Raw genomic sequence first — 25,094 nt, forward strand, 5'->3', positions numbered from 1 at the left:
CAGAAGGCAACGGCGGCGGAGATCCCAAGGGCCTCCTCGTCGCCGAGCCGGGATTCAACGGTCAGGGAGACTGCCCCGGGAAGCTGCACCGAGGCGCCAACCACAGTTCACGTTTTTTGACCAGGTGATGTCGTCTTCGTAGTCGATGTACCCGTGGGGGTACCAGTAGCTCCGGATGGTTTTGTTGATGTAGCGCTCGTTGCCCGTGATACTGGAGATCCGTGCTCCGGCATAGGGATGAATCCCCCAGAGCTCGGCGGCGAGCACCACGGCAAGCTGAATCTCATCCAGGGTGGCGGAGTAAAAGGTACCGTTGTCGCTTAAGCTGTCGTCTTCAAAATCAAACCTCCGGTAGGTGATATCCATGCCGAGGGTAAAGGGCACCTCCTCGCGAAAGGTCCCCTTGTGCAGGAGCACTGTGGTGCCGATGCCGAAGTAGAGATCCGACGACGACTCGAAATCGCTGCTGGTATCAAAACCGAAGTTGATGGTGGTGTCTGTGTAGTGGAAGGTGAGCTCGGTGTCGCAGGTACCGGTAAGGGCGTAAAGGGTCCATGCGTCGGACATCACCGCACCGATGCGCAGGCCCATGCAGGTGAAGGTGCTTTCCGATGAGCGGATCTGCTCATAGTGCCTCACCTCTTCGGTGGACGATCTGGGATCGTCCCATCGAACCCTTCGCTGCTGGTCGTCGAGGGTGTTGTCCTGGATGTTGCATGGACCGCCAACAGGCGGGAGCCCGGCTCCGGCAACATGTTGCCGTTCCACAGGGCAGGGTCTCCGATGTTTCCCACGGGTGCGCACCGTCCCGTGGCTGCGTGCAGAACAAGCAGCAGCATGACGGTTGTGAAGAGTGCTCGTGTGTACCGAATGTCCATCATATATCCACGTTAGCCTTTCGTTCTCAGCTTTGTCCGCTATCCTCAGCCTTTAGCCTTTAGCCTTTAGCCTTTAGCCTTTAGCCTTTAGCCTTCAGCCCTTTCTATCTCCACCTCAAGCCGAAAAAACTCGGCCTCGGGTTCCCTTTTCAGGGCGATGCCGTGGAGGCGGGTGTCGGACCCGAAGACGATGGGCACGGATTTGAGAAAGCCCGCGTACCGGTTGTCCGTGAGGGTACCGTCGATGCAGATGCCCCATTGACTGTTCACCAGGGCCTTGTAAGCCAGGGTGGTGCCGTCGGGGCTGAAGCAGGGGGGGCCGATGTCGTCAAAGGAGGGGTGCTCTTTGCCGTCGACCACCATGACCCTGCGGTCGCCCAGGGAGGCCGTATAAGCAACGGATGAGGAGTCCGGGCTGAAGGTCGGTCGGCTCACCTCGTCGTACGGGGTGCCCCTGGTGCCGTCCAGCACCATGAACCATCGGTTGTTCTTCATGGCCCTGTAGGCCAGGTGCCTGCCGTCGGGGCTGAAGACGGGCATGCCCACGGAATCGTATTTTTTTTCTTTTTTGTCGTTGACCACCACAACGGGTTTGTTCTTTTTAATGCCCACGTAAGCCAGCCTGGCCGAGTCAGCGCTGGTAATGGTGGGGCCGAGCTGGTCAAATTTCGGGCCCTTTTTGCCGTCGGTGATCACCATCCATTTTTTCCCCTTTTGGGCAGAGTAAACGAGACGGGCCGAGTCGGGGGTAAAGAGCGGGGCACTTACCGTTCGGTATGGTTCGTGTTCCTTCTTGTCTTCAACAATGAGGAGCATGTTGTCTGCCTGGGCCACACACGCCAGGTGGCTGGAGTTCGGGCTCCAGGTGACGGCGCTGATGTTTTCGTAGGCCTTGCCCTCGGCGCCGTCGCAGACAAGGGTCCACTTTCCTTTCGTCCTGGCCGCAAGCTAACGCCGGTGAGTCCGGGTGAAGGTGGTCTCTCACTCCTTCGTACGGGCCGTATTTTTTATCCCCCACCACGGCGAACCACGCCTTGTTGTTGGCAGCCAGGAAGGCTGTTTTTTGCGAATCGGGGCTGAACAGGGGCATGCCGCTTACAAAATCGAAGCGCTCCCCGATGTTGCCGTTGACCATGGCGGCCTGCTTTTTTCCCTCCTGGATCCTGCAGGCCCAGGAGAGGCCGTCCGGGCTGAAGAAGCTCAGATCTGATATCTGTCGAGGCCGGCCCTTTTTCTCCGTCCACCACGGTGCGGGCTTTGTCGCCCTCATAGACGATATAGGCCACGCGGTCTGTGTACGGGCTGAAGATGGGGGTGCCCTTGGCAACGGCCTTGGCATCCGGGCCTTTGATACCGTCCACGTAGACTGCCATGATGTCGTTCACCCGGGTGGCATAGGCCAGGTGATCGGCGTCGGGCAGGTTGACCCGGATGCCGAAGATTTTGGCATTGGCCGGGATTTTTCCCAAAGAGACGGGAGTCTCTTTCAAACGGATCTCCGAACCCAGGGCACTGTGCGCGCCAGGCAGGCTCAGGATGAGGGTCAGCGCAAGGGCCCGTAACCATGGGCGACTGTCAGTGCATCTCATGGGACGGTATTTCCACTTCTTCATGGGTCTCCTTTTTGTCCTTTTTAAACGGGTTGAGTTTTCCAACCAGGTGCTTGACGGTCTCCATCTGGTGGTGGAGGAGTTCCATTTGGACCTCCAGGGGCATCTCAATGGAGAACCCGGCCATGTAGATGGCAGCCTCCTGCTCATAGTGGAGGCCCGCATAGTGGTTGCCTATTTTGGTGAAATCCGTTGAGTTGAGGCTTGGTGCTCTCGTTGTTGGCCAGCTTGAGTTCGTCGGAGAGGAGCAGGCCCAGGGTGAGGTTCAGCTTGATCCCCTTGTCGAGTTTCAAGCCCACGCCTGCCCCGTAGAGGGTGGCGTCCGGGAGAAAGTAGAGGGCGTCCATCTGGTCCTGGTTCAGGGAGGTGGGGCGTCGTTCGTAGCCCAGGCGGAAGGCGAGGTTGTCCGTGGCCTGGTACTCAATGGCAGCGCTCCAGTGCCAGGTGTCCTTCATGTCCCGTTCCACCACGTAGTCGTTGTCGCCGTGGGCGTAACCCAGGAGCTTGGCGATTCGTAAGATCTGGATTCGCTAGGTGAAGGGTCGACAATTGTGCTGCCTCCACCACGGACCAGTTGGCCCAGTGGAGATCCGCCAGGATTTTCAGGCGGTCGAAGGGTTTGACCATGATACCGGTCTGGACGCGCATGGGCAGGGTTTGGGTGGCGGTGACCGTGCCCGTCTGAGTCTCCACAGGGATGAAAGGAAGGTCCAGCATGCCCGCGCTTTGCATGGTCATCTCGGTTTTGCCGTTCCACTCCACATGGCGCTGGAACTGGTCGCTGTAGGTCCATGTGTACTCCCCGGTGAGCTCGGCCACGGATTCGCTCTGGTAACAGATGCCGAAGGAGAACCAATCCTTGGGCCGCCAGAGGAGCCCCAGGTTGAAGGAGGGCACGAAATCGTCCCGCAGTTCGTCGAGCTGGAGGCTCAGGACGTGCTCATAGGGGCCCAGGCCGCCCCCGAGCCAGGGCGGAGGGAGGGTCTGTTCGGAGACCACGGGGATCTCCAGGTCCTTGGTGGCGTCGCCGATGACGCGGGTCATGGCCACCAGCTCGTTGGGGGTCCTGAGGTCTACCTCCACGCCCATGGCCCGCTGGGCAAACCCCACGGAGACCCCTACGGACAGGGTGTCCGACAGCCTCAGGGAGGCAGCCGGGGCGGCATAGACCAGGTGCTGGGTGTAGACACTCTTGGCGCTGAACCGGTAGGGGTCGTCTTCGTCTCCGTGGACAAAACCGGCCCCGTAGGGGACGTAGTTGGCAATGCCGAAGGTCAAGGGGCTGTTTTTTTTCCGGGAGGCGATGCCGAGGTTGGGGCTGGGCATCACCGGGACCTCCACGGGGCCCACAAAGGGGATGTACATCTGGTTGGCGGAGTTGGTGCCCTCGGTGCCGTCCAGGGGGTCGGGACCGGCGTGGTCGCTGTTGGGGTCCGTCTCCTTGGAGTAGGTGTCCGGCCATTTTTCGGGGTCCGGTCCCCACTGGCCGCTCATGACCCCGGGCCAGTCGGGGTCGGCGTTGAAGCGGCCGGTACGTTCGATGCGGGCCAGCACCAGGCTGTTGCCGAAGGTCTTGCCTTCGGGGAGCAGGGAAAGCCCGGCCGGGTTGTAGTGGATGGACATGATACCCGGGGGATCGGCGGTGACGGTGTTGGCCAGGGAGAGGGCCAGGGCGTCGGTGGCCACCTGTTCGTTGAACGCGGCGCGGGACAGGGGAGGGGAGCCCCAGAGAACCAGCAGGGTACAGGCCATCCATGCGGCGCATCGCCAGGTATGGCCCGGCCTGGAGTCCGTTCTGGGTGAGGGGCGTTTTTTGCTGTGACGGAACACGTCCATTATTCCTCCGCGCCTGTAGGGGGTGCCTTGCGTGGAAGCGCACCCGACCCGGGACGATCCGGGCTAAAGTTCGAACTCAAAGGGAACTCGCACCAAAACGGAAAAATCAGGGTCGTTGTTGGTCAGGCCGAAATTGAGTTTGACGTTGACCGATCGCCTGGGAGACAAATTCCATCCGGTGCCGACGCTGAAGGTGGACGACATGGTGGCCTCGGACCGGGTGTCGTCGATGCCCACCCAGTCGTAGTGTGTTTTCATGGAGTAGCTGTACTGGTAGCTCAAGTTCAGGGAGACCTTGTAGGAGAGGGAATAACCGATGCCCATGCTCAGGGAGTAGGTGTCGCCGGGCTGGACTTCGCTTAAGTAGATCCCGGCCTCGCCCTGGGTGCCGGTTTTGTAGTTGAGGCCCGTGATGTCGAAGCCGTGTTGGTAGAGAATACTCCCGAAGGCCACCAGGGGGTCGATGGGCTTGCTCAGGCTCAACCCGGCCGAGACCGCGTAGCCCCCCGAACCCGTGGAGATCTCCGTGGTGCTGTCGATTTTGTAGGGGCTCCTGCCCGTGGGGACGATGAGGGAGGCGCTGAGGATCTTGGAGGTGGTGCCTCCTCCGGCTTTCACCGGTTGCCACTGGGCGCTGAAGGAGACATCCCCCAGGTCGGTGACGTCCTTGGCGTCCGACCCGCTCGAACTGTTTTTTTTGTACACAAAGGGAACGTTCATGCTCAGGGTGATGTTGTCCTTGTGGGGGTACTCCACGAGGACGGCGTTTGTGATGCTGTGCATGGCGTTGTGCTCGACCTTTGAGGCCTCGACGATGGCGTCGTAGGTGTAACCGGTGTAACGGAAGCTGTACTCCAGGCCCAGGGCTCCCTCCCGCATGAGGGTGTAGGCCCTGCCAGCGGCGGAGAGGACGTCCTCCGTGGATCCTTTTTTTTCTTCTTCCGTGCTTTGCAGCTCCTTGCGGACGTCGTTTTCTTTTTCCATCTGTGAGAGCCTCTCTTCGAGGAGCTGGAGCTTTTCTTTGAGTTGCTGCACCTCCTGCGACTCCTCGCACAGGGCAACGGAAGAGAAGAGAACCGCGAAAATCAGAAAGGGGAGTATGTGTAGGCGCCTCGTCAATAGAATCTCCTTGGTCTGGGGCAACAGTGGCGGACCTTCGGTTACGGGCCCTGCAATAGCGAAAATCGGCGTCACGGCTTGTAGCGCTGCGACGGCCCGACGTAGAAATCCGTTTCAAGTTCTTTGGGGAGGTCAAAGGGTGTTTCCTTGTCAATGATGAGGCTCCGCTGCATGTCCTGATCGATGAATCGCATGTCTTCATCCTTCAGGCGCAGGCCGGAGACCACGCATCCTTTGTCCGGGAAAATTTTAAAAAGGATGCTCTTGTACCACATCTTTTCAAACTGGCTGATGGTGTAGCTTCCGTTGCCGCGCCAGGGGTCTGCCACGATGACGTGGTCCTTGTTCACTCCTTTGAGGACGACAAAATGGCGGTAGCCGAAGAGCTCCAGGGGGACAATGCAGGGCCAGTTTTCAGCGTCCTTGATGTCTTCGAGTTCGGCGTTGAACCCCCCGGACTCATAGCCCAGTGCCCCGACGAACTGCTGCATGTCCCAGAGGGAAAAGGCCCTGAGCCGCTTGATCTGCTCGATGTCCCCGAATTTCATGAGGCCGTTGATAATCTGGGTTTCCGTGAGGTTTTCCCCCAGGCAATGGTTGAGGAGGGTGCCCAGGGAGGCGGACCCGCAGCTGTAATCGTGCTGCTGCTTGACGATGTTTTTGAAAAGGTCTTCGGAGAGGGGGGAGACCTCCTGGCGCACCCTGAATTGGTGCTCGTTTCCCACGGCAAACTGGCTTCACCTGCGGGAGGTCCTTTTGGGGATGGAACCCGGCAAAAAAGCAGATGCAGAGGATAATGCCCAGGGCAGCGTGCATGAAACCATTCCTTTGTGTGATGCGGTGAAACCCGTGTTCTCGTGTGTGGTCGCGTGGTCTGTTTGTTTGTGAACGAGCGCGTTGTTTTTAAAACTAAGTTACCCGGCAGCGGTGGCATGACCGCCGGGCGTTTTTTTCCCTTGGCCTTTCGCCCTTGGTCTTGGGCCTTTTTGCTATGGTCTGTCCCACCACTGGCCCGGCGTCAGGGACTGCTCGTCGAACCCGGCCACCACCTGGACGCCCTGCTGGGGGCCTTCCATGTTGATGATGAAGAAGAGCCCCATGTCTTTGTCTGCGTATCCGTCGGAGTTGAAGGCAAAGGTGGTGGACGGAACCGGGTCCCCTGGGGTGGCGGGCTCGGTCACCGGAGCCCGGGTGAGGTCGGCAGCCTCCCAGTCTCCGCCGGTGAGGGCGGTGTTGTAGGTCCCGGAGTAGCTGTTGAAGGTGGCTGTCAAATCACCCTGGAGCCGATTGCTTCCTAAAACCACGCGTTGAAGTTCGTTGGTGGTGCCGTTGAAATCAGCCATGAACATGAGGCCGTCGATATCCATGTCATCGCTTACGGAGTTTCCTATGGAAACCTCTGACCATTGCTGGTCCCAGGCAGTGACGCCGTTTTTTTCATAGTAACCGGCGGAAAAGGCATTGACCGTGGTGTAGGTCTCCATGTGGATATCGAGGAACATCCGCGCGGTGTTGTTGTCCATGACGAACTGGGTGAATCCCTGCTGGGCCGTGGTCTCTTTCATCTCGGACGGAGCCAGTGGTTTCAGTTTGGCCGCGGACGGGGCTGCAGCACAGAAAAACCAAAGGAGCACAAAAGCTGCCGCACGCCACCTGGCAGCTCGTCTGACTGCTGGAAAAACGCCCGCCAAGGCTATGTGAAGAGTCGGTTTCAGCATGGGTGATCCCGTGAGCCTGTGTTTGTTATTGCCCTTCACCACTGTTTTTTTATTTCTTCCTATTCCCTATTCCCTATTCCCTATTCCCTATGACCTGACCTACGGTACCCCCAACCCCCGTCCCGGGATTTCGATGTAGAGTTTGTGGGCCTTGATGTTATCCAGGGCCAGGGCCCCGAAATCATTTTCACCGAATGCCATGCTTTCTATGCGCAGCGATCCCTCCATGGGCATGTTGATGGCGATGAACCCGCTTCCCAGGCGCGGGTTGGGGATGGGGTTTCCGTCGGCGTCGTCGGCCCAGGAGGCGGTGGTGTCCGTTGCCACGTCGATGGTCATGGGATTGCCTGAGGCGATGTTTCCCAGGACGAATTCGCCGCCTGCCTGCCAGGTGGACGGATCGCTGGGGGTGTCTGTGGGGTTGTCCGTAAAGGAGCCGGCAAGGGTGATTCCGGAGAGTGCCAGCTCGTCGCCTGGCCCGGTGCCGTAGGAGAACCGGTCCATGGTGATGCTGGCCCCGTATTCCATGGCCGTCGTGGGCGCCGAGGGTGAGATGAAGACGTTTTGGAGAGGTTGTCGACGGATGCCGAGCCGATGTCGTTGCCGCAGACAAGGATGGATTCGACGGTGAGGTCTTTGTGGTAATCGATATCTTCTCCCGCCAGGTAGATCAGGGGAGTCCCGTTGATGGGGCTGGTTGCGTCGGAGACGGTGAACATGTCCAGGGTGATGCAGCCCATGGTATTGTCGCCGTTCACATCCGAGGTCCCCACATCAATGGTGGTGAGGGATTCGATGTTTTGGAATTCCATGGTGCCGGACGGGTTGTCCGGGTCGGTGAGACGGAAAGCGTCGACGTGGTGGTAGATGGCCACATCATCCATGGCGATGCTGATTCCCGCCTGGGCGGTGGCCCTTTTCATCTGGTCGTTGGAAAGGGGGTGCAGCCCCAGGGCGGTGCAAGGCAGGGCAAAGAGTACGGCCAGGAACGTGAAGACGCCATGGCTTTTGCGGGCGAGGCTTTTCGCCATGCCGGGCAAACAATGGCGCGGGGATGTGCCGGTTGGTACCAGGGGCTTTGTCATGGGCATGATATCCTCAGACACTGTGGCAACCCGACCATCCGCTCCACGCATTGCTTAGGTGGCTTTACCGCTTGCGGACTCGTTGGCTTTCCGTCCCCGGATTGCTCCGGGTTTGGCTTTGTCTGGCTTTGGGGCGTGAAAAACGAGCCCCTTTCAGGTGAAAGGGGCCCGCGTCAAGCGTCATACGATGCGAAACGTGAGACGGGTAAGGCCCTTAGTGAGCAGCGATCTCAACGGTTCCGCCGAGGATGGCCATAACGGACTTGCCCTTGGAGATGTGGATGAACTTAGCGCCGTCATTGTGAGCGCCGGAGGCTGCGATGCCTACGTCATAGGAATCAGCCGTGGTGCAGATTTCAACGGTGGGGAGGCCGATGACAACACCGGCGACCTGGGTGCCAGCGTAAGCAATGGCTGCGGTGTTTCCGCCGCCTGCGGCAAAGGTTGCGACGGAGGCATCGTAATTGGTGACGCCGGGTGAGACTTCAGTAGCGGCCCAGGTGTCGTAGTCGCCAGCACCGGAGGCGAGGAAGTCAGCCTGGACGGCGGCAGCAATGTCAGCGGTGGATGCGGCCACAGCAGCATCCTGGTCGGCTACGGCAATGCCGGAGGCGTTGAACATCATGCCGGAGGAGAGTGCCTGGGTGCGGGAGGCCACGTCAATGTTCAGGGGACGGATGTCGCCCTGGTCAATGCCGATGGCGCCGAAGGCGTCGCCGTTGTTCAGCAGGGAAGCCGAACTGTAAGACCTGGCAAGCTTGCCGCCGCGATCGGTGTCATCCAAAATGGCGTAGATGGTGGTTACCTTTTCTTTGTTACCGATAACAACTGAAGCCGCAGCACCCTCAGCCACGCCGCCCTTGCCGCTGGCTGCGTCCATGTCGTAGTAGCCGTCGGTATCGGTGTAGGTGGTGGCACCCACGGACTGATACAGCACGATGTTGTCAAGGGCGATGCTTACACCCGCTTGACCGGTGGCGTCCTTGAGGCTGTCGGTGGACATGGGGGAGAGGGCAGAGGCCGTCATGGGGGCGATGGTGATGGCAGCACCAACGATGAGGGAAAGAACTGATTTCTTCATCTACAATTACCTCCAAAATAAATAAGTGAATAGATGGTGCCAGAGGCGGCCCGACGATCCGCACTTTTCAGGAATGCGGACTCGTGGCTTTCCGTCGCCGGATTGCTCCGGGTTTGGCTTTGTCGGTGGCTGTGGTGTGGTATGCCTGGGTACAACCTGTTATGAAACGTCAAAACACGAAAGTGTTTAAAACCAGCGTTGGCGACGGCATTGCGTATCAATTGCGGGGGAAGTCATTCCCACATGAAAACGTGGGGCAATGGAAAACAAGTTCACATCGTGGGGGTGTTTTGGTAACGCGGCCGTCACATGCACCTCATTGGTTTGGAATGCTTGAAAACGGCATGATGCGGGGCTGTTGTCGGTCGCATCATGGGGTGAACTCTGTTTTAATATTAGAACGTCGATAGAGTTTGTATGATTTGTTTTTCATATGCCATGCATGATATTTCGTGTCAAATTTTATTTTGGTATAAAGTCAATGGAATGCTTTTAACTTATTGAAAGTAAAACTGAAAATAATTTTAGAACGGTGGAAAGATGATTTTGTCCACTATTCTGGATAGTTGGGCGTCTGGGTGGCCCTTCTTGGCGATGCTCTGAATTGTGCGTCTTTGTCCTAATGCATTGAAAGTAATAAAGAATATATTTGTTGGCTGCGGAGGTGTTGGTGCGGGTGGTGGGGGGGGGATGGGAAGTTTTTGTATGGGCGTACAATAAAATTAAGTCAATTTTGTACGTATGGTAAACCCTTAGGTGAAAAAGTGAGTAAGTCAAAACGTGTCACGTTGTGCTTTCCGTTTTAGCCTGGATATGTCACGGGGCGAGTGCACCCATATTCAGGGCATCGGAGCAGTTGATGTCGTTGTTACCTCAACGCTCTGATAACGCAGAAGGTGGGTGGACCCATATGGCAGGCTCAAGGGGCAATGTGGGAGGGGCGAACGGACCGACCTGTGAAGCCGTTTAAGGGTCGAGGGGGATACGAAAGGCCGACGGCAGAAAGCCGTGGCGCGGTTTTTCCGTGATGGCGCGGCGTTCCCTGATGGGTTCAGCCGCTTTGGAGTGTGAGGAGGCTGGAAAAATACTCGCGGCTATACCTGTCAGCGCGCCGCCACTTCCATGGTGCCTGTTTGGAGGGCCATGAGGGAGGTGTCCCGCGTGATGGTCAGGAAATCCTTGTCGTCACTCTCGTCATCGGAGCGGAACATGACGGTATAGGAGGTCTTGGGTGCGATGATGACCAGGCGGGGAATGTCCATGGTCACAAGGGGGATCCGATGGGCTGCCGCTGATGCATTGAAGGTGCCCATGCGGTCGAACAGGGAAGGGGAGCCGGCAGGGTCTGGGGTGAGCATGCGGTAGGCCCAGCCCATGACGCCGAGTTTGCCAGTCTCTTCACCGTTGGCAAAGGCCTCATTTTCTTCGTAGGTGGTTGCGGAAAGGTTGTAGTCCCACGTGTCGAAGAGGTCGTAATAGGCTTGCAGGAGTGTGTCTGCGCTGTGTTCCGCCGAGGGCGTGAGGGCCCTGCCGGTGGCTGCCTTGAGCGCGTCTGCGGACATGGGGGTGAAGGCCATGGTGCCAAGGGGCCAGAGGGTGACGGCGATAACCACGACACATGATCGAAGGGATCTCTTCAGCATGTAAGTCTCCCCGAAATAAATGGAAGGTAATGGGTGCACTCGACCCGTGACATATCCGGGCCTCGGACAGGGTGCTTCATTCTTCTATTCTAAAAAAATCGGTGTTACTCGCTGGACTTGGGTGTTGCGGGACAGGCAAGCTTTGGGTCGTGTTGACGTATACCCTACATATCCCATGTGGCAGGCTGGATGTCAAATCGAATTGCTCACCAAATCAGTGGGTTCGTGGCGTAGGGGGGCTGCCCGGATCCCCGTTTGACGGGTTCGTTCCTTTTACTTCGCTTCAATTTGCGGAGGGTATTTCAGGTCCGGTCGGGGTAAGAGAAATGGGCCGGATGTTCTTCAGGGCTGGCGGAATGTTCACAAATAGTGGATAGTGGTGCGTCCAGGGGGAACATTCTTTTTGCCGGTGTGGTGAAAAAACCGATGCAATGAAAGCGGTTTGGAAAATCGTGTCGGCTTTAAGGGTTGGCGGCAGGTTTTTTGCTGTGATCAGGCCAGGCGTTCGTGTCGCTGGATGTGTGGCCGCGGCAAACAGACCCGTCGCTGGCCGATGATTTACGAGCCCATGGCAAGCCCGGGTTATGGTGTTATCAAGGTGACCACATCGGTGCAGGTCGCCGGGGGAACGGGGAATGAATGGTATGAATCTGAAGTGGTGTGTGGCGGCTGTGGGAGTCGTCTTGTGCCTGGTCATATGTTGCGGCGCTGCGTTCGCCGGTCGGGATGGCGCGGCCTCCCCGGAGCGGATGACCCTGCGGCTCCTCATCTGGGATGGATACGCTCCCAAGGCGGTTCAGGACACCTTTGTGACGTATGTCCGGAAAACCTACGGCGTGGATCTTGCCTTTTCCATTACGTATGCCTCCAACCCCGATGATTTTTTTGATGCCCTGCGAAACGACAAGGTGGACCTGATCTCCCCTGCCCACAACCTGCCCAAGGATTTTCGTTACAACCTCACCACCAACGGCCTGACCCTGCCCATCCGGCTGGAAAACATCCCTAATTATGCGCACCTCGTCCCGGAACTCTACCGTCAGCCCTGGGCCATGGAAGGGGGCGACGTGTATGCGGTGCCCGTGGTGCAGGGGCCTTACGCCCTGGCGTACAACACGGCCCTGGTGCGGAATGAGCCCACCAGCTGGCGGGTGTTCTGGGAGCCTGCCTGGAAAAGAAAATTCATGGTCCACAAGGATTACTACGAGCTGAACGTCTATATTTCCGCTTTGGCCCTGGGCCACCGCAGCCCGGACATTTTCCGCTTTGACGCCATCAAGGGAAGGCCGCTGGAGGAGAAGATCGACTACCTTGCCGCCGAGTCCGCTTCGTTCTGGCAAGGGTTTGACAAGCCTGAAAACTATCGGGGGCTGGCCCTTTCCACCACCTGGCGGTGCATGTTCCCGACGGCGGACGATGCCTTTGACGGATGGCGCATTGCGGTTCCCGAAGAGGGCACCCCCTGGTGGGTCGATGCCATGCTCATCAGTCATACCCTGAAAAAGAAGCCCCTGTTGCGCCGCATTGCCGAAGAGTGGATCAATTATCTGCTTACCGATGAGGTACAGACCCGGTCCATTGCCATGGAACTTGGGACCTATCCCGTGACCCGCAAAGGGCTTTCAGACTATGTGGCCTCCCTTCCGGACACGGCGTCCGGGGACACCTTGAGGCTCTTGCTGAAGAAGCGGATTCCCTGGCAGATCCTGGAGACCCGGGATCGCAATGCCTTTAAATTTTTATGGAGCGAGGCCATGAAGACGAGACCGTCTGAATGGGCCGGGGAGGGGCGATGAGGCCGTTTCACAGCGAGTCGGGCAAGCAGACCTCCCTGCGGTCCGATTTTATCTATGCGTTTTTCATGGTCTTAGGGGTCACCTGCATCATCGTGACCATCATCGACTGCTACATGGTCTACGTGCGGAACACCCGCATGCTGGAGAAAAATGCGGGGAGCACCATGGAAAGGGCTGTGAAGACCCTGGAACAGCCCCTCTGGCACTACGACGTGGATTTTATCCGGACCTTTGCCGATATCCTGGCCAACGACAGCAGCCTGGTCCACCTGGAGGTCTTTGACGAGCAGGGCAAAACCCTGGTGGTCAAAGACCGCACGGGAGACGCCCCGGCCACGGCGCGTATTCGCTGGGAGCTTGATCGCACAGTGAGCTACAACGGCAAGGGCATCGGCCGGGTGGTCATGACCTTTACCAACAGCGATGTGTGGCGGCTCACCCAGCAGATGATTTTTTCCGACCTTGCCATCATGTTTTCGGCCCTCTTTGCGGTGGTTGGCACCACCTGGATCCTCCTGAACCGACAGATCTTAAGGCCCTTGGGTGTAATGGAGAAAGCCTTTCACCGGATCTCTGCAGGGGATTATTCCAGGCGGGTGCGATTGAGGAAAAACAACGAGCTCTCGGTCATTGCCCATGAGTTCAACACCATGGTGGAGCAGGTGGCCCTGCGGGACAGCAGGATCCGGGAGAGCGAGACCAATTACCGAAATCTGGTGGAGGGAACAACGGATATTATTTTTCGAACCAATCTCGATGGTTGCCTGGTTTATATGAACCAGAACTTTGAGAAATGGACCGGCTTTCATGTGACCGACTTCCTGGGCGTACCCTTTTTCGAACTTCTTGCCTCGGGATACGGGTCGGATGACTTTGAGCAGCTGAAGCAGGGCGCCTTTGAGGGCAGGACCAACCTGCATGAGATCCAGCTGATCAAGGCAGACGGCTCCCTTATTCATATGGAGCTCAACATCACCATCCAGAAGGATTTCGACGGCAGCCCCATGGGGGCCATGGGCATTGCCCGGGACATCACGCGGCGAAAGCACTCGGAAGACGAGTTGCGGAAATACGAGCAGATGGTGGCCGCCTCCAGCGACTGCATGTGGCTGGTGGACAGGGCTCTTTCCATGCAGGCGGTGAACAAAGCCTACCTGCTTGCCACGCGTCGGGATCGCTACGAGCTCATCAACCGGCCCGTGGCAGAGGTGCTGGGTGAGCCCCTCTTTGCAGAGCACGTAAAACCCTATCTTGAGGCGTGCCTTTTGGGAAAAAACGTCCGGCACAGGGCCTGGGTAGGGTTTCCGAAGCGGGGGCTTCGTTTTGTGGATTTTACCTTCTACCCCAGCTTTGATGCGGCGGGGGCCGTGAGCGGGGTGGTGGTCAACGAGCGGGACCTTACCGAACAGAAGACCCTTGAGACCAAGCTTCAGCAATCCCAGAAGATGGAGGCCATCGGCACCCTGGCAGGGGGCATAGCCCATGATTTTAACAATATCTTAGGGGGGATTATCGGGTACGCCGAGATGATCGAGATGTTTGACGTGGAGGGCAACGACCGGGTGGCCGTGCGCATCGAGCACATCCTCAAAGGAGCATTATTACAGCAGATCGTGGACCAGATCCTCACCTTCAGCCGTCACGGCGAGCAGGAGAAGAGCCAGCTCTCCCTGTCCCCCATCGTCAAGGAGAGCCTGAAGTTCCTGAGGGCATCCATTCCGTCCACCATCCGTATCTGCGAGAAGATCGACTGCCCCGACGACGCCGTGGTGGCCAACGCCACCCAGGTGCATCAGGTGCTGATGAACCTGTGCACCAACGCATCCTACGCCATGCATGAGAGGGGCGGGACCCTCACCGTCTCGTTGTGCAATGTGGACGTGGACACGGACCAGGCCTGGGGCCTCTCCGGGGTGCTCCCAGGGCCCCATGTGCAGCTCTCTGTTGCGGACACAGGGCCTGGCATCGAACCCGAGGTGATCGATCGGATTTTCGACCCGTTTTTTACCACTAAACAGACCGGGGACGGCACGGGCATGGGCCTTGCCGTGGTGCACGGCATCGTCAAGCACTTCAATGGAGCCGTTACGGTGAGTTCCGAGCCAGGGGAGGGGGCCGCCTTTCACGTGTTGATCCCCGCCTGTCCCGACGCCGGGGAAACGGTGCCAGAGGAGGCCCGCGTGACGATGTCCCGGGGCCGTGGGAAGATCCTTTTTGTGGATGACGAAGAGGAGCTGGTGAGCTTCAGCTCAGAGATCCTCTCCCACCTGGGATATGACGTGGCTGCAGAGACCTCCAGCATCCGGGCCCGCAGGCGGTTCATGCAGGACCCCGGCGCCTTTGACCTGGTCATCACGGACCAGACCATGCCCGAGATGACGGGGTTCGATCTTGCCCTGGAGGTGATGGCCGTGAGGCCCGAGTTGCCTGTGGTGCTCTGCACGGGATTCAGTTCCTCCCGGCTGGAGGAGGAGGCCCGGGCCGCGGGCATACGATGTTTTATGAAAAAGCCCATCGGGGCGCGACAGCTGGCCGATCTGGTCTCCCGGGTGCTGCACCGCGAGCCGGTGGCATGATGGATCAGGTCTCCGGGCAGGAGGCGAAGTGGGAACCGGATACCGGAGGAGTAAGAGATGTCCAATGTATTGATCATAGATGATGACCTGCAGATGTGCACCATGCTGTGCGACCTTGTCCACCATATGGACCATGAAGCGGCCTACGCCCAGACCCTGGCCGAGGGGCTGCGACTGGCCCTTTCCGGCGGGTTTGACGTGGTTTTCCTGGACGTGCGCATGCCCGACGGGAACGGCCTTGAGGCCATGAAAGAGATTCTGGAGATCGACTTTCCGCCGGAGATCATCGTCATGACCGGCATGGGCGATTCCGATGGTGCGGAGCGGGCCATCCGAAACGGGGCCTGGGATTACATCCAGAAGCCCCTGTCCCCCAAAAAGATCATCCAGCCCCTGGACCGGGTGCTCCAGTACCGGGACAACATCCGCACCGCGGCCCGGCCCGCCAGGACCCTCAAGCGGGCGGGGATCGTGGGGAACAGCCACCAGGTTCAGGAGTGCCTGGACACCGTGGCCAAGGCGTCACAGAGCCTCTCTAATGTGCTGATCACCGGGGAAACCGGTACGGGCAAGGAGCTGTTTGCCCGGGCCATCCACGCCAACAGCGGACGTTCCCGGCACCGGTTTGTGGTGGTGGATTGCGCGGCCCTGCCCGAAACCCTGGTGGAGAGCGCCCTGTTCGGCCATGAGAAGGGCTCTTTTACAGGGGCGGACAAGGCCGCCGAAGGGCTGGTGGGCCTTGCCAACGGAGGCACCCTGTTCCTGGATGAGGTGGGCGAGATGAACCTTAACCTCCAGAAAGCCTTTTTGCGGGTGCTCCAGGAGCGGCGCTATCGTCCCGTGGGGAGCAAAAAGGAGGTGGAGAGCGACTTCAGGCTGGTGGCTGCCACCAACCGGAAGCTTTCGGACATGGTGAGGCAGGGTCTGTTTCGGGAAGACCTGCTCTATCGCCTCAACGCCGTCTCCCTGACCCTTCCCCCTCTTCGGGAGCGCCTCGAAGACCTGCCCGGCCTGGTGAAGCAGCTCAGCGCCAAAGTGTACGGCGCCCTGGGCATCAAGCCCAAGGAGGTCTCCCAGGATTTCATTGCCGCCCTTGGCAGCTACCACTGGCCGGGCAACGTGCGTGAACTGGTGAACACCCTTGAGTCCTCCATCAGCGACGCCTACTACGAGCCCGAGCTTTTCTCCAAGCACCTGCCCGAACAGATCCGCATCACCATGGCCCGGTCGTCGGTGGCCGAAACCTTCGGAGACCCTGGTGAGGAAAAAGAGTCAGTCTCCGTTGCCGTACCGGTAGACCTGCCATCGGAGCCAAAGCCTGCTGCGGACGCCGAGGACGTTTCGGATCTTCCGTTGTCCACTTACAAGGCCTACCGGGAGTCGGTCCTCAACAAGGCAGAAAAAAAATACCTCCAGAAACTCATGAAAGCCACCCGTGGGTCCATCAAAGAGGCCTGCGCCATCTCCGGCCTCGGCCGCACCCGTCTGTACACCCTCCTTAAAAAACACAGCGTGGACCGCATGGGGTGGGGCGTGAACGCGTAAAACGGTGTCTATGGTTAAAGTCGGGAGCAAAAGCAAGCCTCCGGCGGCGAGGTGAGCCACCTCGAAAGCATATTGCCATTGCGCTTTGCCCTTCGTTCCTCAGGGCAAAGCGCAATGACCTTCGGCTCGGGCTAAGCCCGACATAAACGCTGCGGGCTGACTTACAAGTTTCGAAGTCACGGGATACGTTGTTACCACTTGTCCATTATCGGTGTAGCCGCAATAACTCCGGCGGCAAGGTGTGCCACCTTGAAAGTAGATTGTGAGTGCCCTTTGCCATTCGCCTTTCAAACAAACGTCGACCTTGATTATCGTTAGGCCATCGGCCTGTTTATATTCCCTCCGAGCTTCCTTGTCCTCTGGAGCGCCGCACTCCGGTGCGGTTCGGGTAGCGGTGGACTAAAATGCCGCATCGGAGTGCAGCATTCCGTTTCGGTTGATTTTTATCGTATCGCTCCCAGGCTCTGCCAGGGAGTGTGAATAGCAAGGCTTCGCCTTGCCGGTATGCAAAATCATCCCGTGGGTGGCACACGTCACGGGGTCTGTCGGTATCAACCGTGGAGGCAGAGCCTACGAGGGACATTCCCAGGCGGAGCCTGGGAACGAAAGAAGGTGGGGGCCCCTTGAAACCCTATGACGAATGCATGGAGGCTGCAATTATGCCATGGTTCTCGGGGCATTCGTGTGATGTGTGACATGGGGCAGCTGTCTTTGCAGGAGAGGTCCATTTTATCTATCTGGGACCTACCTTGTCCTCTGGAGCGCCGCACTCCGGTGCGGCTCGGGTAGCGGCGGACTAAAAAGCCGCATCGGAGTGCAGCGTTCCGTTTCGGCCGATTTTTATCGTATCGCTCCCAGGCTCTGCCTGGGAGTGTGAATAGCAAGGCTTCGCCTTGCCGGTATGCAAAATCATCCCGTGGGTGGCACACGTCACGGGGTCTGTCGGTATCAACCGTGGAGGCAGAGCCTCCGGGGGCATTCCCAGGCGGAGCCTGGGAACGAAAGAAGGTGGGGCACCTTGAAACCCTATGACGAATGCATGGAGGCCGCCATTATGCCATGGTTCTCGAGGCATTCGTGTGATGTGTGACATGGGGCAGCTGTCTTTGCAGGAGAGGTTCATTTTATCTATCTGGGAGCTCCCTTGTTCTCTGGAGCGCCGCACTCTGGTGCGGCTCGGGTAGCGGCGGACTAAAAAGCCGCATCGGAGTGCAGCTTTCCGTTTCTGCCGATTTTTATCGTATCGCTCCCAGGCTCTGCCTGGGAGTGTGATTAGCAAGGCTCCGCCTTGCCGGTATGCAAAATCATTCCGTGGGTGGCGTTCGTCACAAGGCCGGGGGTATCGATGGTGGAGGCAGAGCCTACGAGGGACATTCCCAGGCAGAGCCTGGGAACGAAAGATAACAGTATCCCGGCAAGGGTTCCGTATTCCACACGGGCGAAGCCCGTCAGGGAATGTGATGAGCCTGAGGAATTCGCCTATGCCCGTGTCTGTGCGTCACCACTCAACCAACGTCACCGGGCTACGGCGCCACAACGAAAGGCGAAAGAGCATTCCCGACCCTGGGGTCAAGGGGCTGTAGCCCTTTGCCGCCAGAGGCTTATTTTCCCCCTATGACTTGAACCGTTCCCTTTCTCCCTTTCCCCTGCACAAGCGTTCACGAAAAGTGGATACATCCTTTTTCCTGCCGGACAGGCAGAACACAGATAGCCCACCTTTGTTTCTTCTTTGGGTTTAATTCCACGTAATTCTTCTTAAAAAGTCATTTTCTTCGGGTTGGTATGCATTTTGATTGAGGAAGGGGTGTACCTGCAACGGGATGGATGCGTTGCGGGGACCTCAGGCATGGGTGGCGATCGTGTGCAGGGAAGGGGCGCCTTCCGCTCGGCGTGACAGGCAAAGGAGCCTGTCGCACCGGGCTTTGCGTGCACCGGGCCCGGAACGATACCGGGGAGCCGCTTAAAGCATGGAGGGAGCGGGGCACAAAGATTTTCCGACCGCGGGACAGGAACCGCCCCCTCGGTCGTTTTACCCCGGCCCTGACCAACCGTCATGATGAAGTGACACCACAGATCAGGAGAATTGCCTTATGGGAAGCATCGGTACGATTATCATTTACATTATCATGGGGTGTGCAGTTTTAGGCGCCTTTGCCTACATCAAGGACGATGAGAGCGGCCTTGGCCGGGAGTTCATCGAGGGCCTCAACAGCATCGGCCCCATCTTTGTCCCCGTGGCCGGGATCATGGCGGCCACGCCGTACATCTCTGCTTTTGTAAAAACCGTTTTCGGGCCTCTTTTTTCCGCCATCGGAGCGGACCCGGCCATTGCCGCCACCACCTTCATCGCCGTGGACATGGGCGGGTACCAGTTGGCCGAGGTCCTGGCCCAGACCAAGGAGAGCTGGATCATGGCCATGGTGGTGGGCTACATGTCCGGGGCCACCATCGTCTTTTCCATCCCCGTGGGGCTGACCATGCTGGAGAAGAAGGACCACAAGTACATGGCCCTGGGGGTGATGTCCGGGATCCTGAGCATCCCCGTGGGGGTTTTTGTGAGCAGCGCCATCCTCTCGGTCACGGACCTGGCTGTGCGGGGCGTGATCTCGGCCAACGCCGAGTCCGCTTATATCCTCTCATTAAGTTTCGGAACCATCTTTGCCAACCTGCTGCCCCTGACCATCTTCTGCGTGGCCCTTGCCGTGGGCCTGAAGCTCGCCCCCAAGGCCATGATCAAGGGGTTTCTTGTCTTTGGCCGGGCCATGGGCATCGGCCTGACCCTGGTTCTGGTCTTTTCTGTGGTGGAGTACTTCACCGGCATCTTCTCCACGGTCCTGGGGGGCTGGGGGTTTGATCCCATCATCGCCGACGAAGCCGATCAGTTCCGGGCCCTTGAGATCGCCGGGTACATCGGCATCATGCTCTGCGGCGCCTTTCCCATGGTTTACCTTATCAAACACTACCTGGCCGGGCCCATGGAGGCCGTGGGCGGAAAGCTCGGGCTGAAGAGCGAAGGCGCCGCAGGCATCCTGGCCGCCGCCGCCAACATCCTGGCCATGTTCCGTCTCATCGCCGACATGCGGGCCAAGGACAAGGTTCTGTGCATTGCCTTTTCCGTGTGCGCGGCCTTTATGTTCGGTGATCACCTCGCCTTTACCGCCAACTTTCAGCCCAACATGATCCTGCCCGTCATGAGCGGCAAGCTGGCGGGGGGCATTGCAGGCTTCTGCCTGGCCTACATTCTTTCGGTTCCCGCTGCTGTGAAGATCGAGCAGGAGCAGGGGGACGAGTAATAGCGCGCTCCCGGCGGCAGGGGGGCGCCTTGAAATACTGGGCGAGTGCTTTGATGGCGTCCGTATAATGGCGCTATCAAGGCATTTGCCATAATCAAGTAAGGAGATACACACGTGAATCTGAGAAGCAAGATCGGCGATAAGGTATTTGCCTTTCAATCGGTCCGCGATGTCCTGGCCAAGGCCAACAACGAGAAATCCGGCGACGCCCTGGCCGGTATCGCGGCGGAGTCCGCCACGGAGCGCGTTGCGGCCAAGCTTTGCCTGGCCAACCTGCAGCTCAAGGACATCTATGAGAACCCGGTCATCCCCTACGACGATGACGAGGTGACCCGGGTGATCTACGACGACCTGAACACCACCATCTACGAGAGCATCAAGAACTGGACCGTGGCCGAGTTGCGCGAAACCATTCTGAAGAGCCGCCGCCAGGGGGACCTGCTGAACATCAGCCGGGGCCTCACCAGCGAGATGATTGCCGCCGCGGCCAAGCTCATGTCCACCATGGACCTTGTGTACGCCAGCAAGAAGATCAAGGTGTCGGCCCATTGCAACACCACCATCGGCCTGCCCGGGACCCTGTCGTTCCGGTGTCAGCCAAACCATCCCACGGATGCCATCGAAGGGATTCTGGCCTCTCTGAAGGAGGGCCTCTCCTTTGGTTCCGGGGACGCCTGCTTCGGGGTGAACCCGGTGGAAGACAACGTGGAAGGGTTCTCACGGGTGATGCGGGCCATCACCGATTTCAGGGATCTCTACGAGGTGCCCACCCAGTGTGTTGTCCTGGCCCACATCACCACCCAGATGCAGGCCATGGAAAAGGGCGTGCCCGTGGACCTTCTGTTTCAGAGCATCGCAGGCTCCCAGACCGCCAACGATGCCTTCGGTATCTCCGCCGCCATGCTGGGCGAGGCTCGGGACCTGGCTTTGCACCGGGCCACCTCCACCGGCCCCAACGTGATGTATTTCGAAACCGGCCAGGGCTCGGAGATCTCCCTGGACTGCCACCACGGCGTGGACGAAATGACCTTGGAAGCCCGCACCTACGGATTGGCGAGGCGCTATGCCCCCTTCATGCTCAACAACGTGTCCGGTTTCATTGGCCCGGAGACCATCTACACAGGCAAAGAGGTGATCCGGGCAGACCTGGAGGACCTTTTCATGGGCAAGATGCACGGCCTGCCCATGGGCATCGCCCCCTGCTACACCAACCACATGAAGGCTGACCAGGACGATCAGGAGATCGGCACCATGCTTTGCGCCATGGCCGGGTCCAACTTTTTCATGGGGGTTTCGGGCGGCGACGACTGCATGCTCAACTATCAGGACACCAGTTTCCACGATGATGCGTCCGCCCGGGAGATCCTGGGCCTCAGGCCGGCCCCCGAGTTCGAAACCTGGCTTGAGAAGATGGGTATCATGGAAGACGGCTGCCTCACCGAGGCTGCCGGCGACGCCTCAATGTTTGACAAATAGCAAAGGAACCACAGAGCAATGAACGAACAGGAACTGATTCAAAGCGTCATCGGCAAGCTGGTGGAGCAGGGAGTGCTTCAAAGCGCCCCTTCGGCAAGCGACAGGGGGGCTGCGCCGGTGGCTTCCACCGGCTCCGGCCTCTGTTCCGGAGACCTCGTGACCCTGCCTCCGCTGGACGAGGTGAAGGTGGACAGCCCCAAAAACATGGCGGCCCTTGAGGCCATGCGCAAGACCACCCCGGCCCGTATCCTCATGGGCCGATGCGGCGCGCGCCAGAAGACCCATTCGTTTCTTCATTTCCAGGCCGACCACGCAGCAGCCGTGGACGCCGTATTCCTGGATGTTTCCGATGCCTGCCTGGCCGAGAACGGGTTGTTCGGCGTCCAGACCGTGGTGAAGGACAAGGACGAGTACCTCATGAAGCCGGAGCTGGGCAAGCGGCTCAGCGAAGATGCCAAAAAGATGATTTCCGAGCGCTGCGAAAAGGGCGTTCAGGTGCAGATCATCGTGGTGGACGGCCTGAGCTCCACGGCCATTGAAGCCAACATCGGGGACACGGTCCCCGCCCTGATCCAGGGGCTCAAGGCCGAGGGCCTGAGCGTGGGCACGCCTTTCTTTGTGAAGTACGGCCGCGTGGGCGTCATGGACGAGGTGGGCGCCCTCCTGGGCTGTGATGTGGTGGTGGAGCTGGTGGGCGAGCGTCCCGGGCTGATCACCGCCGAGTCCATGAGCGCCTATATGGTCTACAAGGCTGGCGAGAAAACCGTGGAGGCCGATCGCACCATCATTTCCAACATTCACAAAGGCGGGACGCCCCCTGCCGAGGCCGGGGCCCACATGGCCACCGTGGTCAAGCAGATGCTCGCCCACAAGGCCAGTGGCGTGGCCCTGTCCGAGGCCATGAAAGCGTAGCGGCCATGTCTGAGAGTTCAACCATATCGTCCCTTTATGCGGCTCACCTGAGCGGTGCGGCGGAGTCCTCCGCCGCCGAGGTGGTGACCAGCGTGGGTATCGACATCGGCACCACCACCACCCAGTGCGTGGTGAGTCGGCTGACGGTGAAAAACACGGCGCCGGGGACCCTGGTTCCGCGTATGGAGATCACGGACAAGGAGGTGGTCTACCGGAGCGGCATCCATTTTACCCCCATTACCGGGAACAACCTCGTGGATACGGATGCGGTGTTTCGTCTGATCAACGGGGAGTTCACCAAGGCGGGGATCTCCCCTTCGGACATCGACACCGGGGCGGTGATCATCACCGGCGAGACCGCCAAAAAAGAGAACGCCCGCCGAATCTCCGGCGAGATGGCGAGCTACGCGGGCGACTTTGTGGTGGCCACGGCAGGGGGCAAGCTGGAGTCGGTGATCGCCGGGCGCGGGTCCGGGGCCTCGGACTACTCCCGCAGGCATTTTCTCACCGTGGCCAACATCGACATCGGCGGCGGCACGGCCAACATCGGGATTTACCGGAGCGGCAAAGCCATCGACAGCTGTTGTATCAATGTCGGCGGGCGCCTGCTTCGGGTGGATCCGGTTGAGGGGCGGGTGGTCCAGGTGAGCGAGCCCATGGCCCGCGTACTGGATGACCTGGGCCTTTCCCTTTCACCCGGGGACCGTGTGGACCCGTCGATTCTTGAGATCCTCTGCCGTCGCATGGCCGAGGTGGTGGGAAATGCCCTGAAGCAAAACCACCTCACCGGCCTGGAGGATGCGCTGATGATGACCACGCCCCTGCGCCTCGATTACGAGGTGGATTGCGTGATGATCTCAGGTGGCGTGGCCGATCATGCCTACACCACGGCCCCATGCGACACCCTGGACGAGATTGCCCGCTATGGCGATATCGGGCCCCTGCTGGGGCGCCAGGTCCGGCAGGTGTTCCTGGATAATGGCATGGAGATGATACGTCCGGCAGAGACCATCCGGGCCACGGTGATCGGCGCCGGTGCCCAGACCGTGGATGTGAGCGGGAGCACCATTGTGGTGAGCGACGAGCGCCTGCCCATGAAGAACGTTCCCGTGGTCATTCCCTTTGGGGAGGGCATTTCCGACACCCCGGAAGAGATGGCCGAGGCCGTGGGCCGCAGCGTCTCCAGCCTCTACGAGGCCATGGACCTGGAGCCCCTTGCCATCGGGATCCAGGGCGGCGGGTACCTCTCCTATAAAAAGGTGCAGGTGCTCGCCCGGGGGCTGCTCTCCGGACTGGCCCCTCTGATCCGGGCCGGTCATCCCGTGGTGGTGGTGATGGAGCAGGACAGCGGCAAGGTCCTGGGGCAGAGTCTTCGGGCCCTGAACCCCGGGGCTCAGGTTATCTGCGTGGACCAGATCGAGGTGAGCGAAGGGGACTACATCGACATCGGCCGCTCCATGGCCGGTGGAACGGTGGTGCCCGTGGTGATCAAGACCCTGGTGTTCGAGACCCGGCAGTCGTGAGTGGACATGAAGGCAACCTGTCTTTTTATGTGACGGGCAACGCGAAGCCGACGGTACCGGTGATGTGAGGTAGGGTGCGCTTGCGCACCGCCGAAGAGTCGTAACGATCATGTCTCCGGATGATGCTCAGAGAACATCAAAATGGCAAAACGCGTTGGGTTTCCGAACACATGGTGTGCAAGCACGCCCTGCAGAATGTCGCATAACCAAAGGGTGAGACGAGCTGATTTAGCTCCTGCGACGCTTATACGACGACCGATTCGTTTCCGTGCAATGACGCATGGTGGTGAGATGTCGCTTCAACCGATGAATGATACCGGCACAGACCGGCAAGGAGGAGAGATATGAAAGGGGATGCCCTGAAGTCCAAGGTACTGAGCATAAAAATGATACCCAACGTGGACCGGGACATGGTTCGGGAGCTTTCGCTTCCCGACGGGCATCGCAGCGTGGGGATGCTCACCTGCGATATCGACGACGTGGGGTACACCGCCATTGACGAGGCCACCAAGAAGGCCGACGTGAAGGTGGCCTACGCCAAGAGTTTTTACGGCGGGGCTGTCAACGCCAATACCAAACTGGCAGGTGAGTTCATCGCCATTCTCTCCGGGCCGAATCCGGCGGAGGTGAAGAGCGGCCTCAACGCGGCCGTGGATTTCCTGGAGAACGACGCCTGTTTCTACAGCTGCAACGACGACGACTCCATCTGCTACTACGCCCACTGCATCTCCCGCACCGGCTCGTTTCTCTCTGCCGAAGGGGGGATTCAGGAAGGGGAGGCCATGGCCTATCTCATCGCTCCTCCCATTGAGGCGGTATACGCGGTGGATGCGGCCCTGAAAGCAGCAGACGTGAAGATGGCTGTTTTTTACGGCCCCCCCTCGGAGACCAACTTCGGCGGGGCGCTTCTCACCGGGAGCCAGTCCGCCTGCAAAGCGGCTTGCGATGCCTTTGCCGATGCTGTTCAGCACGTGGCGGACAACCCTTTGAAATACTGATAACG

21 protein-coding genes and 2 riboswitches are annotated in these 25,094 nt (G+C 59.1%); of the genes, 8 read left to right on the forward strand and 13 right to left on the reverse strand.

Annotated elements, in window-relative coordinates; all coding sequences use genetic code 11:
- Positions 1-54: 54 nt before the first annotated feature.
- From ACOYW2_RS08910 to ACOYW2_RS08970, 13 genes are all read right to left on the reverse strand, one after another.
- Positions 55-768 (reverse strand): hypothetical protein, encoded by a 714-nt coding sequence (locus ACOYW2_RS08910; protein ID WP_482770149.1) that lies wholly within the window; start codon positions 766-768, stop codon positions 55-57.
- Between the two features lie 197 nt (positions 769-965).
- Positions 966-1,694: a hypothetical protein gene (locus tag ACOYW2_RS08915; RefSeq protein WP_482770150.1), complete on the reverse strand. Its 729-nt coding sequence runs from the start codon at positions 1,692-1,694 to the stop codon at positions 966-968.
- A gap of 191 nt (positions 1,695-1,885) precedes the next feature.
- Positions 1,886-2,467 carry a hypothetical protein gene (locus ACOYW2_RS08920; protein ID WP_482770151.1) on the reverse strand — a complete coding sequence of 194 codons (582 nt, stop codon included), beginning with the start codon at positions 2,465-2,467 and terminating at the stop codon, positions 1,886-1,888.
- Positions 2,454-2,615: a hypothetical protein gene (locus tag ACOYW2_RS08925; RefSeq protein ID WP_482422603.1), complete on the reverse strand. Its 162-nt coding sequence runs from the start codon at positions 2,613-2,615 to the stop codon at positions 2,454-2,456. Before ACOYW2_RS08925 ends, ACOYW2_RS08920 begins: the two co-directional genes overlap by 14 nt.
- Positions 2,616-2,634: 19 nt before the next feature.
- Complete coding sequence (locus ACOYW2_RS08930; RefSeq protein WP_482770152.1) at positions 2,635-2,943, reverse strand: outer membrane protein transport protein; 309 nt, start codon at positions 2,941-2,943, stop codon at positions 2,635-2,637.
- A complete protein-coding gene (locus ACOYW2_RS08935) occupies positions 2,909-4,324 on the reverse strand; it encodes an OmpP1/FadL family transporter (RefSeq protein ID WP_482770153.1) in 1,416 nt (471 codons plus the stop codon). Before ACOYW2_RS08935 ends, ACOYW2_RS08930 begins: the two co-directional genes overlap by 35 nt.
- 63 nt (positions 4,325-4,387) lie before the next feature.
- Positions 4,388-5,443, reverse strand: a complete 1,056-nt coding sequence (locus tag ACOYW2_RS08940; protein ID WP_180141207.1) for a transporter — start codon at positions 5,441-5,443, stop codon at positions 4,388-4,390.
- Between the two features lie 71 nt (positions 5,444-5,514).
- Positions 5,515-6,168: a C39 family peptidase gene (locus ACOYW2_RS08945; protein ID WP_482422607.1), complete on the reverse strand. Its 654-nt coding sequence runs from the start codon at positions 6,166-6,168 to the stop codon at positions 5,515-5,517.
- Positions 6,169-6,432: 264 nt separating this feature from the next.
- Positions 6,433-7,008, reverse strand: a complete 576-nt coding sequence (locus tag ACOYW2_RS08950; protein ID WP_482770154.1) for a hypothetical protein — start codon at positions 7,006-7,008, stop codon at positions 6,433-6,435.
- A 252-nt stretch (positions 7,009-7,260) separates the two neighbouring features.
- Positions 7,261-7,500 (reverse strand): hypothetical protein, encoded by a 240-nt coding sequence (locus tag ACOYW2_RS08955; RefSeq protein ID WP_482770155.1) that lies wholly within the window; start codon positions 7,498-7,500, stop codon positions 7,261-7,263.
- The gene (locus ACOYW2_RS08960; RefSeq protein WP_482770156.1) at positions 7,497-8,246 is read right to left on the reverse strand and encodes a DUF6160 family protein; all 750 of its coding nucleotides are present in this window, start codon (positions 8,244-8,246) and stop codon (positions 7,497-7,499) included. The genes ACOYW2_RS08955 and ACOYW2_RS08960 overlap by 4 nt, the downstream gene beginning before the upstream one ends.
- A 21-nt stretch (positions 8,247-8,267) precedes the next feature.
- A riboswitch (cyclic di-GMP riboswitch) is annotated at positions 8,268-8,373 on the reverse strand.
- An 87-nt stretch (positions 8,374-8,460) separates the two neighbouring features.
- Positions 8,461-9,327 (reverse strand): DUF6160 family protein, encoded by an 867-nt coding sequence (locus tag ACOYW2_RS08965; RefSeq protein WP_482770157.1) that lies wholly within the window; start codon positions 9,325-9,327, stop codon positions 8,461-8,463.
- 41 nt (positions 9,328-9,368) lie between these two features.
- Positions 9,369-9,455: riboswitch (cyclic di-GMP riboswitch) on the reverse strand.
- A 975-nt stretch (positions 9,456-10,430) separates the two neighbouring features.
- Positions 10,431-10,970: a hypothetical protein gene (locus ACOYW2_RS08970; RefSeq protein WP_482770158.1), complete on the reverse strand. Its 540-nt coding sequence runs from the start codon at positions 10,968-10,970 to the stop codon at positions 10,431-10,433.
- 644 nt (positions 10,971-11,614) lie between these two features.
- On the opposite strand from ACOYW2_RS08970, the gene ACOYW2_RS08975 reads away from it, so the two are divergent.
- From ACOYW2_RS08975 to eutL, 8 genes are all read left to right on the forward strand, one after another.
- Positions 11,615-12,766: an ABC transporter substrate-binding protein gene (locus ACOYW2_RS08975; RefSeq protein ID WP_482770159.1), complete on the forward strand. Its 1,152-nt coding sequence runs from the start codon at positions 11,615-11,617 to the stop codon at positions 12,764-12,766.
- Positions 12,763-15,342: a hybrid sensor histidine kinase/response regulator gene (locus ACOYW2_RS08980; protein ID WP_482770160.1), complete on the forward strand. Its 2,580-nt coding sequence runs from the start codon at positions 12,763-12,765 to the stop codon at positions 15,340-15,342. Before ACOYW2_RS08975 ends, ACOYW2_RS08980 begins: the two co-directional genes overlap by 4 nt.
- Positions 15,343-15,399: 57 nt before the next feature.
- The gene (locus ACOYW2_RS08985; RefSeq protein ID WP_482770161.1) at positions 15,400-16,887 is read left to right on the forward strand and encodes a sigma-54-dependent transcriptional regulator; all 1,488 of its coding nucleotides are present in this window, start codon (positions 15,400-15,402) and stop codon (positions 16,885-16,887) included.
- Positions 16,888-18,977: 2,090 nt separating this feature from the next.
- Positions 18,978-20,180, forward strand: a complete 1,203-nt coding sequence (gene eutH, locus ACOYW2_RS08990; protein WP_482416591.1) for an ethanolamine utilization protein EutH — start codon at positions 18,978-18,980, stop codon at positions 20,178-20,180.
- Positions 20,181-20,294: 114 nt separating this feature from the next.
- A complete protein-coding gene (locus ACOYW2_RS08995; RefSeq protein WP_482770162.1) occupies positions 20,295-21,656 on the forward strand; it encodes an ethanolamine ammonia-lyase subunit EutB in 1,362 nt (453 codons plus the stop codon).
- A gap of 18 nt (positions 21,657-21,674) precedes the next feature.
- On the forward strand, positions 21,675-22,568 hold the full coding sequence (eutC, locus tag ACOYW2_RS09000; protein WP_482770163.1) for an ethanolamine ammonia-lyase subunit EutC: 894 nt from the start codon (positions 21,675-21,677) through the stop codon (positions 22,566-22,568).
- 5 nt (positions 22,569-22,573) lie between these two features.
- Positions 22,574-24,091 (forward strand): ethanolamine ammonia-lyase reactivating factor EutA, encoded by a 1,518-nt coding sequence (locus ACOYW2_RS09005; RefSeq protein ID WP_482770164.1) that lies wholly within the window; start codon positions 22,574-22,576, stop codon positions 24,089-24,091.
- A gap of 344 nt (positions 24,092-24,435) precedes the next feature.
- Complete coding sequence (gene eutL / locus ACOYW2_RS09010) at positions 24,436-25,089, forward strand: ethanolamine utilization microcompartment protein EutL (RefSeq protein WP_180141234.1); 654 nt, start codon at positions 24,436-24,438, stop codon at positions 25,087-25,089.
- Positions 25,090-25,094 lie beyond the last annotated feature (5 nt).

The organism is Desulfoluna sp. CLI2B (genome assembly GCF_056847375.1).